Source organism: Citrobacter sp. R56, from assembly GCF_016811995.1.
Classification (GTDB): Bacteria; Pseudomonadota; Gammaproteobacteria; order Enterobacterales; family Enterobacteriaceae; genus Citrobacter_D; species Citrobacter_D enshiensis.
Genome location: NZ_CP069159.1, coordinates 1,742,816 through 1,757,893 on the forward strand (window position 1 = coordinate 1,742,816; position 15,078 = coordinate 1,757,893).

Below are 15,078 nucleotides of genomic sequence, written 5' to 3' on the forward strand. Positions count from 1 at the left end.
ACCGACAAAAAACCGGGCATTGCCCGGTTTTTTTACGTTCTGAATTTACTGATGCCGCTGGCGTAAATTCTCAATGACCGTCGTCAGGTCGAGATCCTGATCCTGCAGCAGCACCAGAAGGTGATACATCAAATCTGAAGCTTCATTGGTCAGTTCAGCACGATCGTTAACCGTCGCGGCGAGCGCCGTTTCGACGCCTTCTTCACCGACTTTTTGCGCGATGCGCTTGGTACCACTGGCGTAAAGCTTCGCGGTGTAGGAACTTGCCGGATCGGCACTCTTACGCTCGGCCAGCAGTTGTTCAAGCTGGTAGAGGAACAACCACTGGTGGCTGGTTTCGCCAAAACAACTGCTGCTGCCTTTATGGCAGGTTGGCCCAATCGGATTGACCAGCACCAGCAGGGTGTCGTTATCGCAATCCGGCGCAATGCTGACTACATTGAGGAAATGGCCTGACGTCTCGCCTTTGGTCCACAGACGCTGTTTGGTGCGTGAGAAGAAAGTGACTTTGCCGCTTTCTATCGTTTTATCCAGCGCTTGCGGGTTCATATATCCCAGCATCAACACTTCACCGGATACCGCATGCTGTACAACGACAGGCATCAGTCCGTCGGTTTTTTCCCAGTCCAGTTGGCTGCGCTGTTGCTCTGTTAACATATCCTGATCTCCACACCCTGGGTTGCCAGGTACTTTTTTAATTCACCAATATTAATGATCTGTTTGTGAAAGACGGAAGCGGCAAGTGCGCCGTCAACATCAGTATCGCGGAAGGCTTCCAGGAAGTGTTCCATGGTGCCTGCACCGCCAGAGGCGATCAGCGGTACGCAGCAAACCTCACGCACTTTCTTAAGCTGCACCAGATCGTAACCATTACGCACACCGTCCTGATTCATCATATTGAGGACGATTTCACCGGCACCGCGTTTTTGTACTTCCCGAACCCAGTCGAGGGTTTCCCAGGTCGTGACGCGGGTACGGCTCTCATCGCCGGTATACTGGTTAACGTGGTATTTGCCGGTTTCAGCGTCAAACCAGGTGTCAATTCCCACCACGATACACTGCACGCCAAAGCGATCGGCCAGGCGGGTGATCAGCTCCGGGTCGGCGAGCGCCGGAGAGTTGATGGATATTTTATCCGCACCGAAGGAGAGAATTTTTGCGGCGTCTTCTGCCGACTTAATCCCACCCGCCACGCAGAACGGAATGTCGATCACTTCCGCTACGCGGGAGACCCAACTCTTGTCGACGACACGGCCATCGCTGGAGGCGGTGATATCGTAGAACACCAGCTCATCGGCACCTTCTTCGGCATAGCGCTTCGCCAGGGGCACGATGTCGCCGATGATTTCATGGTTGCGAAATTGTACGCCTTTGACGACCTGACCATCACGAACATCCAGGCAAGGGATTATGCGTTTTGCCAGCATTGGATAGCCTCCTTAACGGTAAATTTGCCTTCCAGCAATGCGCGTCCGACGATCACGCCGCGAACGCCGGTTCCGCGAAGCGCGGCAACGTCATTGATGTCGCCAATCCCGCCGGAGGACTGAAATGCCACCTGCGGGTATTTGGCGCACACTTCCTCATACAGTGCGACGTTGGAGCCTGCCAGCGTACCGTCGCGAGAAATATCGGTGCACAGCACATGCTTCAGGCCGACCGGCAGATACATTTCGACCAGCTGTTCCAAAGAAACGCCGGAGTTTTCCTGCCAACCGCTGACGGCCACCTGCTTATTGCCCTGATCGTCAATGCGCACATCCAGCGCCAGCACCAGTGCGTCGGCGCCAAAGCGTTTGAACCAACGTTTAACTACGTCAGGGGATTTTACCGCCGTGGAGCCGACCACCACGCGCGCGACGCCAGCTTCAAGCAATGCCGCCACGTCGTCTTCGCTGCGTACGCCGCCGCCAACCTGTACAGGCACGTTAACGCCAGCCACCAGGGCTTTAATCAGCGGAATTTGTCTTTTTGCCGGATCTTTTGCCCCAGTCAGATCGACCAGGTGCAGCACTTCTGCTCCCTGGGCCGCGTAATCCTGCAAACGGGGCAGGGGATCGCTTCCGTAATCGCGCTGTTGGGCGTAATCGCCCTGATGGAGGCGTACCACGGTGCCGTCGATTAAATCTAATGCTGGAATAATCATCACATCTCCAGGAAGTTTTTCAGCAACTGTGCGCCAGCGGCACCCGAACGTTCCGGGTGGAATTGCACGCCAAAGAAGTTATCTTTTTGCACGGCGGCGGTGAACGGTTCGCCGTAATGACACTGAGCGATGGTCCACGGGTTCACCGGCATCGCGTAGCTGTGCACGAAGTAAAAATAAGCGCCGTCTTCAATGCCCTGGAACAGACGATTCCCGGCCTGTGGGTAGACGCGGTTCCAGCCCATATGCGGTAACGGCAGACCAAAGTCGGTCATTTTAGGGACGTCCTGGTCGATAATCCCCAACAAATCAACACCGTGGGTTTCTTCGCTACGACGACCCAGAAGCTGCATGCCTAAGCAAATACCCAACACCGGCTGGGTACAGGCTTTGATAAGCTCAATCAGTTCTCGCTGGCGCAACTGGTCCATCGCCGCTTGCGCGGTACCCACACCCGGCAGAAACAATTTGTCTGCCCGCAGAACAATATCAGGGTCGCGACTGACCACCGGATCGTATCCGTGGCGCACCACGGCGGATTTCACCGAGTTCAGGTTGGCACAGCCCGTGTCGAGGATCACCACGTTCATCACAGCACTCCTTTCGAGGAAGGAAGCGTGTCACCCTCCACGCGAATCGCCTGACGCAGAGTACGACCAAACGCTTTAAACAGGCTTTCCACGCGGTGGTGGTCATTTTTGCCTTTGGTTTTCAGGTGCAATGTCACACCCATGGTGTAGGAGAGCGAGCGGAAGAAGTGCTCAACCATCTCGGTGCTCAGATCGCCGACACGCTGGTAGGTAAATTCGGCGCGGTATTCCAGGTGCGGACGCCCGGAGATATCCAGCGCACAGCGCGCCAGGCATTCATCCATCGGCAGAACAAAACCAAAACGGTTGATGCCGCGTTTGTCGCCCAGCGCCAGTTTTAACGCTTCGCCCAGCGCCAGACCGGTGTCTTCGACCGTATGGTGATCGTCGATGTAGAGGTCGCCCTTAACGGCAATCTCCATACGAAAGCCGCCGTGGGTGGCGATTTGATCCAGCATGTGGTCAAAGAAGCCGACGCCCGTGTTGATCTTGCTGCTGCCTTCGCGGTCGAGCCACACCTTGACGTCAATCTGCGTCTCTTTGGTGTTGCGCTCAACGCGGGCGTAACGGTCGCGTTTCGTCAGCTGTTCGCCAATCATCGCCCAGTTCAGATTTTCGCGGTGGTAGCGTAGGCCGGTGATCCCCATGTTTTCAGCCAACTGGATATCAGTGACACGATCGCCAATGACATAGCTGTTAACGCTGTCGATTGCCTGTTCGGCCAGATAGTGTTCAACCAGTTTGACCTTCGGTTTACGGCAGTCGCACGCATCCGCGGGCAGGTGTGGGCAGATCAGAACTTCATCAAACAGCACGCCCTGAGAGGTAAAAATCTGCATCATCAGGTTGTGCGGACCCTCAAAATCCGCCTGCGGGAAGCTCTGTGTTCCCAGCCCATCCTGGTTGGTTATCATCACCAGTTTAAAGCCTGCTTTTTGCAGCTTTAGCAGAACGGGGACAACGTCAGGCTCAAACGCCAGTTTGTCGAAGCAATCGACCTGAAAATCACTCGGCGGTTCAGAAATCAGGGTTCCATCACGGTCAATAAAAAGATACTTCTGGCTCATACTTGCTCCGCACGTAAGGCGTCGATGACGCGCTGGCTTTCTTCGCGGGTTCCCACAGTGATCCGCAGACAGCCGCTTAAAGAAGGTTGTTTATTCTGATCCCGTAAGATAATGCCCTGATCCCACAACGATTTAAACACGCTGCTGGAGGCGGCGAACCGCGCCAGAACGTAGTTGGTTTCGGAGTCGAAGACCTGTTCTACGCAGGCTATTTCTTTCAGAGCATTGACCAGATACTGACGCTCGACCAGGATCTGCGACACGCGCTCGCGCATCGTGGTAATGCCCTGCGGACTTAAGGCCTGGGCGGCGATGTCGGCAACCGGTGTGGAAAGCGGATAGGGGGCGATGACTTTCAGTAGCAGAGTGATGACCTCTTCGCTGGCCAGCGTAAACCCGCAGCGTAATCCGGCAAGGGCAAACGCTTTAGACAGTGTCCGTAAGATGACCAGGTTGGGGTATTCATCGAGCCAGCCAGCAAGCGTTGCCTGCGGGCAAAACTCAATATACGCCTCATCGGCAATCACAATGGCTTTTCCGCGGGTCAGCTCCAGCAATGTCCGCAGATCCTGCGGGTTGATCAGTTGCCCGGTCGGGTTGTTCGGACTACAGACGTACACCACTTTCACGCCCTCAAGCTTGTCCGAAATGCCCTGCATATCCAGCTGCCAGTTTTCAAGCGTAGGCACGGTACGGCACTCCACGCCGATCGTTTCAGCGCTGACGCTATACATACCGTAGGTGGGTGGGCAGTAAAGAATCGCATCTTTGCCCGGCTCACAAAACGCGCGGACCAGTAATTCGATACCTTCATCTGCGCCACGGCTGACCAGTACCTGCTCTGGCTTCACCCCTGCATACTGGGCATAGTTGGCAATGACCGCTTTTGGCTGACATTCCGGGTAACGATTGAGCGTCTGCTGGGTAAGCTGAAAATTGACCGCCGTGGGAAATTCATTGGCGTTCAGCCAGACATCGCCGTTACCACCCAGACGGCGTGCCGACTGGTACGGTATCAGTTTGCGGACGTTTTCACGGGCTAAGTCGGTGACGCTGAGGGTGTTTTCGGTGCTCATGCTTGCTCCTTCAGGGCGTTAACACGCAGGGTGACGGCATTTTTATGGGCGCTCAGGCGTTCGGCTGCCGCCAGCGTCTCGATGGTAGAGGCCAGGGCGGAGAAACCTTCACGTGACAGTTCCTGTACGGTCATCCGTTTCTGGAAATCTGCCAGCCCAAGGCTGGAACAGGTCGCCGTGTAGCCATAGGTCGGCAACACGTGGTTGGTGCCGGAAGCATAATCGCCCGCGGATTCGGGTGACCAGTCGCCCAGGAAGACGGAGCCTGCGCTGGTGATTTCATCGACCAGTTCGCGCGCATTGCGGGTCTGAATGATCAGGTGTTCCGGTCCATACAGGTTAGAAATGGCCACACATTGCGCCAAATCGTTCGTCACAATCAGTCGACTGGCGCTCAGCGCCTGACGTGCCGTTTCTGCGCGCGGCAGTTCAGCTAACTGGCGTTCAACGGCGTCGGCTACCCGACGGGCGAGATCGGTATCTGGCGTTAACAGAATGACCTGCGAGTCAGGGCCATGTTCCGCCTGGGAGAGCAGGTCGGAGGCAACGAAATCTGGCGTCGCGCCGCTGTCGGCAATCACCAGCACTTCTGACGGTCCTGCTGGCATATCGATGGCCGCGCCGTCGAGGCGTTGGCTGATCTGGCGTTTAGCCTCGGTGACAAAGGCATTGCCGGGACCAAAGATTTTATCCACTTTAGGGACAGATTCGCTGCCAAAGGCCAGCGCGGCAATCGCCTGCGCGCCGCCAACGTTGAAGACCTCCTGCACGCCGCACAGCTTTGCCGCGTAGAGAATTTCGTCGGCAATTGGCGGAGGTGAGCAAAGCACCACTTTTTTGCAGCCAGCAATACGTGCTGGCGTGGCAAGCATCAAAACAGTCGAGAAGAGCGGGGCGGAACCGCCGGGGATATACAGGCCAACAGAGCTCACCGGGCGGGTCACCTGCTGGCAGCGTACGCCGGGCAGGGTTTCCACATCCACCGTCGGCAGTTTTTGCGCGGTGTGGAACGTCTCAATATTTTTTACCGCAACCGCCATGGCCTGCTTGAGCTCGTTGCTCAGTCTGTCGCTGGCCGCGGCGATCTCATCGGCAGTGACTTTCATTGCGCCGACGTCCGTTTTGTCAAATTTGGCGCTGTATTCCCGAAGGGCGTCGTCACCCCGTGATTTTACGTTATCCAGAATATCCGCAACGATACGGGTAATGCTGTCAGAGGCGGAAATGGCCGGGCGCATCAGCAAATCACGCTGCTGCTCAGGGCTACAGGAATTCCAGTCAATGATAGTATTAAAGCTCATGGCTATTTACTCCATCATCTTCTCAATGGGCAGCACCAGAATCGAACTGGCACCCAGCGCTTTCAGTTTTTCCATGGTTTCCCAGAACAGGGTTTCACTACTGACCATGTGCATCGCGACGCGTTGCTGATCGCCTGCCAGCGGCAGAATGGTCGGGCGCTCGGCGCCCGGCAGCAGGGCAATGACTTCATCCAGACGCTCGCTTGGCGCGTGCATCATGATGTATTTGGATTCACGGGCCTGAATAACGCCCTGAATACGGGTCAGTAATTTATCAACCAGCAGTTGTTTGGCATCGGCCAGTTCGCCGTCTCGCTGAATCAGACACGCTTTAGAACGGTAGATAACCTCAACTTCACGCAGACCATTGGCTTCAAGCGTCGCGCCGGTTGACACCAGATCGCAGATTGCGTCAGCCAGACCGGCGCGTGGGGCGACTTCAACAGAGCCATTAAGCAGACAGGATTTAAACGAAACGCCTTTCTGATCCAGATAACGTTTCAACAGGTGCGGATAAGAGGTGGCAATGCGTTTGCCATCCAGCCCGGCAGGGCCATCCCAGGCTTCGTCGACAGGGGTCGCCAGCGAGAGACGGCAACCGCCGAAGTCGAGACGACGAAGCGTAAAATAACGCGGATCTTCACCCTGCGCACGACGGTTCAGCAGTTCCTCTTCGAGGACGTTTTCACCGATAATACCCAGATCAACGACGCCGTCCATGACCAGGCCCGGGATGTCGTCATCACGCACGCGCAGAATATCGATAGGCATATTCTCTGCCATCGCAATCAAACGCTGAGTGTGTAAATTAATTTTAATCCCACAGCGGGCCAGGAGTTCACGTGAATCGTCGCTTAAACGGCCTGATTTTTGAATAGCTATGCGTAAACGAGTGTTATCTAACATCTTTTAATCCTCTTATCCTGTCTGAACCGAGCTGAGACACGCACAAAAAAAAGCCCCCGGAAGAAATCTTCCGGGGGCTTTCTCATACGTTCATGCACCACTGGAAGATCTGAATGTCTTCCAGCACACATCGCCTGAAAGACTAGTCAGGATGATGGTGATGATGGTGTTTAAATTGAACGCGTGTCATAAAATTCTCGATGAATGCTTATTCATTTGATGTCTTTTAACCTAAACCACTTTAGAGCCAGAAAGCAAGGGCTTTTTTTGTACATTAATTCATTTCATATTAGTGGTATGAATTGTCAGTCACACCATGCTGGCGTAGCCTTATATAAATGGTGCCAGATTCAGGAGAAAAGGGATGAAAAAGGTCGCGATTGTCGGTTTAGGTTGGTTAGGCATGCCCCTGGCGATGTCTCTGGCTGCGAAGGGCTGGCAGGTTATCGGCAGCAAAACCACTCAGGATGGGGTGGACGCGGCCCGCATGAGCGGTATTGAAAGCTATCCGCTGCGCCTGGAGCCGGAGCTGATTTGTGAAACGGATGACCTTGATGCATTGATGGATGTGGATGCATTGGTGGTAACGCTACCCGCGCGTCGTAGCGGTCCCGGTGAGGATTTTTACCTGCAGGCGATGCAGGAGCTGGTGGATAGCGCGCTGGCGCATCGTATCCCGCGTATTCTTTTTACCAGTTCTACATCTGTCTATGGCGATGTGCAGGGGACGGTAAAAGAGAACATGGCGCGCAATCCGGTGACGGCAAGTGGGCGTGTACTGAAGGAACTTGAAGACTGGCTGCATAACTTGCCTGGCACTTCCGTGGATATCCTGCGCCTGGCCGGGCTGGTGGGACCAGGAAGACATCCCGGACGTTTCTTTGCCGGTAAAATGGCGCCTGACGGCGAGCAGGGGGTGAATCTGGTGCATCTGGAGGATGTGATCGCTGCCATCACCCTTCTGTTACAGGCACCTAAAGGAGGACACATCTATAATATATGTGCGCCCGCGCACCCGGCGCGTAATGTGTTCTATCCACAGATGGCCCGTTTATTGGGAATGGAACCGCCGAAATTCCGGGAAGGCCCGGAAAAGGGAAGAGGTAAAATTATTGATGGCAGCCGGATTTGTAATGAGCTTGGATTTGAGTATCAGTATCCTGATCCGCTGGTGATGCCAATGGAATGACGCGAACGGCCAGCAGGTGATCGCCATACACCCTGAGGGGGCGAGCATGAAACCACTGCTGGACGTTCTGATCATTCTTGATGCTTTAGAGAAAGAGGGCAGTTTTGCGGCGGCGTCGGCAAAATTATTTAAGACGCCTTCTGCTCTCAGCTATACCGTCCACAAACTCGAAAGCGATCTGAATATTCAGTTACTGGATCGCAGCGGTCATCGGGCCAAATTCACCCGTACCGGCCAAATGCTGTTGGAAAAAGGCCGGGAAGTCCTGCACACCGTACGCGAGCTGGAAAAACAGGCTATCAAACTTCACGAAGGCTGGGAAAACGAACTGGTCATCGGTGTGGATGACACATTCCCTTTTTCACTTCTTGCTCCACTCATTGAATCTTTCTATCAACACCACAGTGTTACCCGCCTTAAATTTATCAATGGCGTACTGGGCGGCTCCTGGGAAGCGCTCACGCAGGGACGGGCGGATATCATTGTGGGGGCAACGCATGAACCGCCTCCTTTAAGCGGTTTCGGTTTTGTGCAGTTGGGGTATCTTGAGCAAGTCTTTGCGGTCGCACCGCACCACCCCTTAGTGCATGAACAAGAGCCATTGAGCCGCCGTATCATTAAACGCTTCCGCGCCATTGTGGTCGGCGACATTACTCATCCGGCGTCCTCATCTCAGCTTCTTGAAGACCAGGAAGCGATAACCGTGTTTGATTTTAAAACCAAACTGGAATTGCAAATCAGTGGGCTGGGATGCGGCTATTTACCGCGCTATCTGGCGCAGCGATTTCTGGAAAGTGGCGCGCTGGTTGAGAAGAAGGTGGTGGCGCAAATCCTCTTTGAACCGGTATGGATTGGCTGGAACGAGCAGACCGCCGGACTGGCCAGCGCCTGGTGGCGAGATGAGATTTTAGCAAATAGTGCTATTGCTGGTGTCTACTCAAAAGATGCTGTTGGTAAATCAATCGATTAGGAAAATTAATTTGGGACAGGGGTCTCATTCTCTTGTCATTTCTCCTCAATCTAGTGCAAAATACGCCGCTTGCAAAAAATGACATTAACCGACGTTTTAATACGCGTCGGTTATTTTTTTGCATCAAACCAATCATTCATAAAAGAGGCCGGGCTTCGTACCGGATAGATACTTACTAAAAATCGACAGTTGTTGTCGCTGAGGAATCCGTAAAAATGGGGCAATTTTTTGCTTACGCGACGGTATTCGCCGTAAAGGGGAATGACCATGTCGCATAACGTTACTCCAAACACCTCTCGCGTGGAATTACGTAAGACGCTTACGTTGGTTCCGGTTGTTATGATGGGCCTTGCCTATATGCAGCCGATGACGCTGTTCGATACATTTGGTATCGTTTCAGGCCTCACAGACGGTCACGTACCGACGGCATACGCCTTCGCGCTGATCGCTATTCTGTTTACGGCGCTGAGCTATGGGAAGCTGGTACGTCGTTACCCTTCTGCAGGCTCTGCGTATACCTATGCCCAGAAATCCATTAGCCCTACCGTTGGTTTTATGGTGGGTTGGTCTTCTCTGCTCGACTACCTGTTCGCGCCGATGATCAACATTCTGCTGGCAAAAATTTACTTTGAAGCCCTTGTGCCTTCGATCCCGTCGTGGGTGTTCGTTGTCGCCCTGGTGGCGTTTATGACGGCATTTAACCTGCGCAGTCTCAAATCCGTGGCTAACTTCAATACCGTTATTGTGGTGTTGCAGGTTGTGCTGATCGCGGTCATTTTGGGCATGGTGGTGTACGGGGTGTTTGAAGGCGAAGGCGCCGGTACGCTGGCCAGCTCGCGTCCGTTCTGGTCAGGCGATGCGCACGTTATTCCGATGATCACCGGTGCGACGATTCTGTGCTTCTCCTTTACCGGATTTGACGGCATCAGCAACCTGTCGGAAGAAACCAAAGATGCAGAGCGCGTTATTCCGCGCGCTATCTTCCTGACCGCGCTTATCGGCGGTCTGATCTTCATCTTTTCAACCTACTTCCTGCAGCTGTACTTCCCGGATATCTCTCGCTTTAAAGATCCGGATGCCTCTCAGCCAGAAATTATGCTGTATGTTGCGGGTAAAACCTTCCAGGTTGGCGCGTTGATCTTCTCCACCATCACCGTACTGGCTTCTGGTATGGCGGCGCATGCGGGCGTAGCGCGTCTGATGTACGTGATGGGTCGTGACGGTGTGTTCCCGAAAAGTTTCTTCGGTTACGTTCACCCGAAATGGCGTACACCGGCGATGAACATCATCCTGGTAGGTGCGATTGCTCTGCTGGCAATCAACTTCGACCTGGTGATGGCGACAGCGCTGATCAACTTCGGTGCGCTGGTGGCCTTTACATTTGTTAACCTGTCGGTAATTTCACAGTTCTGGATCCGTGAGAAGCGCAACAAAACGCTGAAAGACCATTTCCAGTACCTGTTCCTGCCGATGTGTGGTGCGCTGACCGTTGGTGCGCTGTGGGTTAACCTGGAAGAGAGCTCCATGGTGCTGGGCTTGATCTGGGCCGCGATTGGCCTGATTTATCTGGCATGCGTGACCAAAAGCTTCCGCAACCCGGTGCCGCAGTACGAAGACGTTGCATAACCACTGACTTTTCTGCACCTGTTTGTCAGGCGCATAATAAAAAACCGGAGCGTTGTCTCCGGTTTTTTTATGCTGCAGATTCTGTCAGTAGGGACTCATTAGGTTTTCAAACAATCTCTTCGGCGTACTGCCACAGTGATTTCAGTAACGTCTGCTTCCCGCTATCATCAGCATACTGCTGGTATAACATCTGCAATTCATCCGCATAGCGTTGCAAAAACTCTGGTGTGAAGACCTGACGGCGGTGATCCAGCCAGCGCTGCTGCTCGGCTTCATCCAGGGTGCCCGGGAAATTACGGGCGCGATAATTAAACAGCAGTTTTTCTATACGCTTATCGGCGAAAGTGATATCAAGCGCGGGTAAATTGCGCGGCTCCGTTTCCAGAATGATCTTCATGGCTTCACGATCCGCATCGCTGAAAAAGCCATTATAAAGCTGAGCATCGACGTTATCCGAAGGGGTAAACGGCTCTGCTTCTGCAAAGATCGCCACGACTTTATCGCGTACCTGCGGGTTTTCGCGTAACACTTTTAGATTATCGAGACACTGCTGGCGATTAATGCCCAACCGGTCCGCGTCTTCCGGGCGCAGTGTATTGGCCTGCGCCAGAACCGGACACTTATTGATATGCACCAGTTTGACGGGAACCGCGGCGTTATCGCCCAGATCGGCTTTGGCGGTGTATAACCGCTCGCGCAGGGTATTGCTGTCAAGCTCCAGCAGCGGAGAAATATCACCCGCCAGATCCACCATGATCACCGCATTCCGATTTTCCGGGTGCCAGGCCAGCGGGGCGACCCAGCTGGTATTACCGCGCCATGCGCCAAACATACCGGAGACATGGACCAGCGGTTTCATCTGAGGGACATCAATCAGCGCGGCCAGTTTATGCTTGTTACGGTGGCTGTAAAGATACTCAAACAGACGTGGCTGGCGTGACTTCACCAGTTGCGCCATCGCAATGGTCGCATAAACATCGGCCATCGCATCGTGTGCGTTGGCGTGTTCGATCCCGTTGGCTTTAGTTAAATGTTCAAGGCGAAAACTGGGCAGCCCGTCTTCGTTTTCGGGCCAGTTGATCCCTTCCGGTCGCAGTGCGTAACAGGCGCGCATCACATCCAGCAGATCCCAACGCGAGTTATCGTGTTGCCAGCTCCAGGCGTAGGGATCGTAAAAGTTGCGGTACAGAATATTGCGCGTGACTTCATCATCAAAGCGGACGTTATTGTAGCCAAGGATGCAGGTCTTCGGCACGGTAAACAGGGCGTGAATTCGTTGAGCGAAGGCGGCTTCGTTTTCCCCTTTTTCCCGCGCTTCCTGCGGCGTGATGCCGGTGATTAGCACGGCTTGCGGTTGCGGGAGGTAATCATCGGCAGGCTTGCAGTAAAACACCTCCGGTTCGCCAATAACGTTAAAATCGCTATCGGTGCGAATCGCGGCGAACTGCGCGGGTCTGTCCAGTGCAGGGTGTGTACCAAATGTTTCGTAATCGTGGAACAAAAAGGTAGGAAGCTGCTTGCCGTCATTCATTGTGGAGTTGTACCCGGTTTCAATTTTCGCTCTGGTAAGAGTAACAAAAAACGACAGGGTAATCAGCAAGACCGGTGCTTTGCCTGAATCACGAATGCGAATTAATTGGGTTGTTATTAATTTTCAGCGAATACAGAAATAACGTAGCCGATTTGTATCTTTGTTTTAATAGAGTGAACCTGGGTAATGATATAAATTTACGCTAAATTGACGACATCCAATGGGGTTATTTTCTTGCTGACTGTCATTATTTGACTGTATTCGGAATCTTTTGATAAGTAACAATTTTTAGCTATTTATCTATTTTATTGCTCTCTGTTATGAATTGTGAGTAAGGACATAAACTTACGATATATATTCAATATAATTATTGGATATATCTAATAACAGGAGGTTATATGAGCATCAGTCGGCGTAGTTTTTTGCAAGGCGTCGGGTTGAGTTGTTCCGCGTGCGCCATAGGTGGCTTTGCACCCGGAGCACTGGCGCGCAATCCGACAGAGGGGGTGAGCGGTAAAACATCCCTGACGCCCAGTCTGTGCGAAATGTGTTCGTTTCGGTGTCCGATTCAGGCGCAGGTTATTAAAAATAAAACGGTTTTTATTCAAGGTAATCCTCATGCCCCCCAGCAGGGAACGCGGGTTTGCGCCAGGGGCGGCAGCGGTGTCAGCCTGGTCAATGATCCACATCGTATTGTGAAACCCATGAAGCGCACCGGCCCACGCGGCGGCGGTGAATGGCAGGTCATTAGCTGGCAGCAGGCCTATCAAGAAATTGCTGAAAAAATGACGGAAATTAAAAAGCAATATGGGCCGGAAGGGGTCGTATTTTCTTCCAAGTCCGGTTCGCTTTCAGGTCATCTGTTTCATCTTGCTACCGCATTCGGTTCTCCCAATACCTTTACACACGCCTCAACCTGTCCTGCCGGAAAATCCATTGCGGCAAAAGTGATGATGGGTGGAGACCTGGCGATGGACATCGCCAATACCCGCTACATGGTCTCATTTGGGCATAATTTGTATGAGGGGATTGAAGTTGCGGATACCCATGAATTGATGACGGCGCAGGAGAAGGGGGCCAAAATGGTCAGCTTCGATCCGCGTCTTTCCGTTTTCTCCAGCAAAGCAGATGAGTGGCATGCGATTCGTCCCGGCGGTGACTTACCGGTGTTGATGGCAATGTGCCACGTCATGATCAACGAAAATCTCTACGATGCCGCCTTTGTTGAGCGTTACACCAGCGGATTCGCGCAGCTGGCGGAAGCGGTGAAAGAGACCACGCCTGCGTGGGCGCAACAGCATGCTGACGTGCCTGCCGATGTCATTACACGGGTCACGCGAGAGCTTGCCGCCTGCGCACCGCATGCCATGGTTAGCCCCGGTCATCGCGCGACATTCTCTCAAGAAGAGATCGACATGCGGCGCATGATTTTTACCCTGAACGTGCTGCTCGGAAATATTGAGCGCGAGGGTGGGATGTACCAGAAAAAAGGGGCCGCAACGTATAACAAACTGGCAGGCGAAACCGTCGCTCCGGTGCTGGCCAAACCTGACGTCAAAAATATGCCCAAGACGAAGGCGCAACGCATTGATTTAGTGGCGCCGCAATTCAAATTTATCGCGGCCGGCGGTGGCGTCGTCCAAAGCGTGATTGACGCGGTGCTAAAACAGACGCCTTACCCGGTGAAGGGCTGGATTATGTCCCGCCACAACCCTCTGCAAACCGTCACCTGTCGGCCGGATCTGGTGAAAACCATGGAGCAGTTGGATCTGGTCGTCAGTTGCGATGTTTACTTAAGTGAAAGCGCGGCTTACGCAGACTATCTGTTACCGGAATGCACTTACCTTGAGCGTGATGAAGAAGTCTCCGACATGTCCGGGCTGAATCCCGCTTATGCGTTGCGCCAGCAGGTGGTGGACCCCATCGGCGAGGCGCGTCCGAGCTGGCAAATCTGGAAAGAGCTGGCTGTGCAGTTGGGCCTGGGGCATTACTTCCCCTGGCAGGATATGCAGACTCGTCAGCTGTATCAGCTCAATGGCGATCATGGCTTGTCGGCGGAATTGCGCCAGAAAGGGTATCGGGAATGGGGTGTGCCGCTGCTGTTGCGTGAGCCAGAATCCGTTCGTCAGTTTGTCACGCGTTTTCCCGGTGCGGCGGCGGCAGACAGTGAAGGAACCTATAGCGACCAGCTACGTTTCAAATCGCCGTCCGGCAAAATCGAGTTGTACTCTGAAGCGCTGGAAGCCTTGTTGCCTGGCTATGGGGTTCCTCAGGCCCGCCACATTGCACTTAAAAAAGACGACGAACTCTATTTTATTCAGGGCAAGGTTGCCGTACACACCAACGGCGCGACGCAGTATGTCCCGTTACTCAGTGAGTTGATGTGGGATAACGCCGTTTGGATCCACCCGCAGACAGCCCGCGAAAAGGGTATCCGCAATGGGGACGAGATCTGGCTGGAAAACGCAACCGGCAAAGAAAAAGGGAAAGCACTGGTCACGGCAGGCATTCGACCCGATACGCTGTTTGTTTACATGGGCTTTGGGGCGAAGGCAGGGGCGAAAACCGCCGCGACAACGCACGGCATTCACTGCGGGAACTTGCTGCCGCATGTGACCAGTCCGGTTTCTGGCACAGTGGTGCATACCGCTGGCGTCACGCTTAGCCGGGCATGAG

15 protein-coding genes and 1 other annotated feature are annotated in these 15,078 nt (G+C 53.7%); of the genes, 5 read left to right on the top strand and 10 right to left on the bottom strand.

All coding sequences use genetic code 11. The annotated features are described in order from the left end of the window. Positions 1–45 precede the first annotated feature (45 nt). The 9 genes from hisIE to hisL form a co-directional block, all read right to left on the bottom strand. Positions 46–657: a bifunctional phosphoribosyl-AMP cyclohydrolase/phosphoribosyl-ATP diphosphatase HisIE gene (hisIE, locus tag JM656_RS08225; protein ID WP_203360741.1), complete on the bottom strand. Its 612-nt coding sequence runs from the start codon at positions 655–657 to the stop codon at positions 46–48. Further along, positions 651–1,427: an imidazole glycerol phosphate synthase subunit HisF gene (gene hisF / locus JM656_RS08230; protein WP_203360742.1), complete on the bottom strand. Its 777-nt coding sequence runs from the start codon at positions 1,425–1,427 to the stop codon at positions 651–653. The genes hisIE and hisF overlap by 7 nt, the downstream gene beginning before the upstream one ends. After that, on the bottom strand, positions 1,409–2,146 hold the full coding sequence (gene hisA / locus JM656_RS08235) for a 1-(5-phosphoribosyl)-5-[(5-phosphoribosylamino)methylideneamino]imidazole-4-carboxamide isomerase (RefSeq protein WP_203360743.1): 738 nt from the start codon (positions 2,144–2,146) through the stop codon (positions 1,409–1,411). Before hisA ends, hisF begins: the two co-directional genes overlap by 19 nt. Further along, positions 2,146–2,736, bottom strand: coding sequence for an imidazole glycerol phosphate synthase subunit HisH (hisH, locus tag JM656_RS08240; protein WP_203360744.1), 591 nt, complete (start codon positions 2,734–2,736; stop codon positions 2,146–2,148). Before hisH ends, hisA begins: the two co-directional genes overlap by 1 nt. Beyond that, positions 2,736–3,803: a bifunctional histidinol-phosphatase/imidazoleglycerol-phosphate dehydratase HisB gene (hisB, locus tag JM656_RS08245; RefSeq protein WP_203360745.1), complete on the bottom strand. Its 1,068-nt coding sequence runs from the start codon at positions 3,801–3,803 to the stop codon at positions 2,736–2,738. The genes hisH and hisB overlap by 1 nt, the downstream gene beginning before the upstream one ends. Beyond that, positions 3,800–4,879 (bottom strand): histidinol-phosphate transaminase, encoded by a 1,080-nt coding sequence (hisC, locus tag JM656_RS08250; protein WP_203360746.1) that lies wholly within the window; start codon positions 4,877–4,879, stop codon positions 3,800–3,802. The genes hisB and hisC overlap by 4 nt, the downstream gene beginning before the upstream one ends. Beyond that, the gene (gene hisD / locus JM656_RS08255) at positions 4,876–6,180 is read right to left on the bottom strand and encodes a histidinol dehydrogenase (RefSeq protein WP_203360747.1); all 1,305 of its coding nucleotides are present in this window, start codon (positions 6,178–6,180) and stop codon (positions 4,876–4,878) included. The genes hisC and hisD overlap by 4 nt, the downstream gene beginning before the upstream one ends. Positions 6,181–6,186: 6 nt before the next feature. Next, entirely contained in the window at positions 6,187–7,086 is a 900-nt protein-coding gene (gene hisG / locus JM656_RS08260) for an ATP phosphoribosyltransferase (protein WP_162379918.1), read from the bottom strand. A gap of 44 nt (positions 7,087–7,130) precedes the next feature. Continuing rightward, positions 7,131–7,253: a sequence feature (His leader region), on the bottom strand. Continuing rightward, positions 7,229–7,276: a his operon leader peptide gene (hisL, locus tag JM656_RS08265; RefSeq protein ID WP_001375657.1), complete on the bottom strand. Its 48-nt coding sequence runs from the start codon at positions 7,274–7,276 to the stop codon at positions 7,229–7,231. It overlaps the preceding feature by 25 nt. A gap of 174 nt (positions 7,277–7,450) precedes the next feature. On the opposite strand from hisL, the gene JM656_RS08270 reads away from it, so the two are divergent. From JM656_RS08270 to plaP, 4 genes are all read left to right on the top strand, one after another. Then, positions 7,451–8,275: an SDR family oxidoreductase gene (locus tag JM656_RS08270; protein WP_203360748.1), complete on the top strand. Its 825-nt coding sequence runs from the start codon at positions 7,451–7,453 to the stop codon at positions 8,273–8,275. A gap of 46 nt (positions 8,276–8,321) precedes the next feature. Next, positions 8,322–9,245, top strand: a complete 924-nt coding sequence (locus JM656_RS08275) for a LysR substrate-binding domain-containing protein (protein ID WP_203360749.1) — start codon at positions 8,322–8,324, stop codon at positions 9,243–9,245. 215 nt (positions 9,246–9,460) lie between these two features. Continuing rightward, complete coding sequence (yoeI, locus tag JM656_RS08280) at positions 9,461–9,523, top strand: membrane protein YoeI (protein WP_181684280.1); 63 nt, start codon at positions 9,461–9,463, stop codon at positions 9,521–9,523. Further along, on the top strand, positions 9,513–10,871 hold the full coding sequence (gene plaP / locus JM656_RS08285) for a putrescine/proton symporter PlaP (RefSeq protein ID WP_203360750.1): 1,359 nt from the start codon (positions 9,513–9,515) through the stop codon (positions 10,869–10,871). The genes yoeI and plaP overlap by 11 nt, the downstream gene beginning before the upstream one ends. 106 nt (positions 10,872–10,977) lie before the next feature. On the opposite strand, the gene sbcB is transcribed toward plaP, so the two are convergent. Next, positions 10,978–12,402, bottom strand: coding sequence for an exodeoxyribonuclease I (sbcB, locus tag JM656_RS08290; protein ID WP_203360751.1), 1,425 nt, complete (start codon positions 12,400–12,402; stop codon positions 10,978–10,980). A 398-nt stretch (positions 12,403–12,800) separates the two neighbouring features. Here sbcB and phsA point away from each other — a divergent pair, with 398 nt between their 5' ends. Then, positions 12,801–15,077, top strand: coding sequence for a thiosulfate reductase PhsA (phsA, locus tag JM656_RS08295; protein WP_203360752.1), 2,277 nt, complete (start codon positions 12,801–12,803; stop codon positions 15,075–15,077). Position 15,078 lies beyond the last annotated feature (1 nt).

Coding starts and splice junctions, on each gene's coding strand:
- hisIE (WP_203360741.1), bottom strand. CDS start 657: ATGTTAACAGAGCAACAGCGCAGCCAACTGGACTGGGAAAAAACCGAC.
- hisF (WP_203360742.1), bottom strand. CDS start 1,427: ATGCTGGCAAAACGCATAATCCCTTGCCTGGATGTTCGTGATGGTCAG.
- hisA (WP_203360743.1), bottom strand. CDS start 2,146: ATGATTATTCCAGCATTAGATTTAATCGACGGCACCGTGGTACGCCTC.
- hisH (WP_203360744.1), bottom strand. CDS start 2,736: ATGAACGTGGTGATCCTCGACACGGGCTGTGCCAACCTGAACTCGGTG.
- hisB (WP_203360745.1), bottom strand. CDS start 3,803: ATGAGCCAGAAGTATCTTTTTATTGACCGTGATGGAACCCTGATTTCT.
- hisC (WP_203360746.1), bottom strand. CDS start 4,879: ATGAGCACCGAAAACACCCTCAGCGTCACCGACTTAGCCCGTGAAAAC.
- hisD (WP_203360747.1), bottom strand. CDS start 6,180: ATGAGCTTTAATACTATCATTGACTGGAATTCCTGTAGCCCTGAGCAG.
- hisG (WP_162379918.1), bottom strand. CDS start 7,086: ATGTTAGATAACACTCGTTTACGCATAGCTATTCAAAAATCAGGCCGT.
- JM656_RS08270 (WP_203360748.1), top strand. CDS start 7,451: ATGAAAAAGGTCGCGATTGTCGGTTTAGGTTGGTTAGGCATGCCCCTG.
- JM656_RS08275 (WP_203360749.1), top strand. CDS start 8,322: ATGAAACCACTGCTGGACGTTCTGATCATTCTTGATGCTTTAGAGAAA.
- plaP (WP_203360750.1), top strand. CDS start 9,513: ATGTCGCATAACGTTACTCCAAACACCTCTCGCGTGGAATTACGTAAG.
- sbcB (WP_203360751.1), bottom strand. CDS start 12,402: ATGAATGACGGCAAGCAGCTTCCTACCTTTTTGTTCCACGATTACGAA.
- phsA (WP_203360752.1), top strand. CDS start 12,801: ATGAGCATCAGTCGGCGTAGTTTTTTGCAAGGCGTCGGGTTGAGTTGT.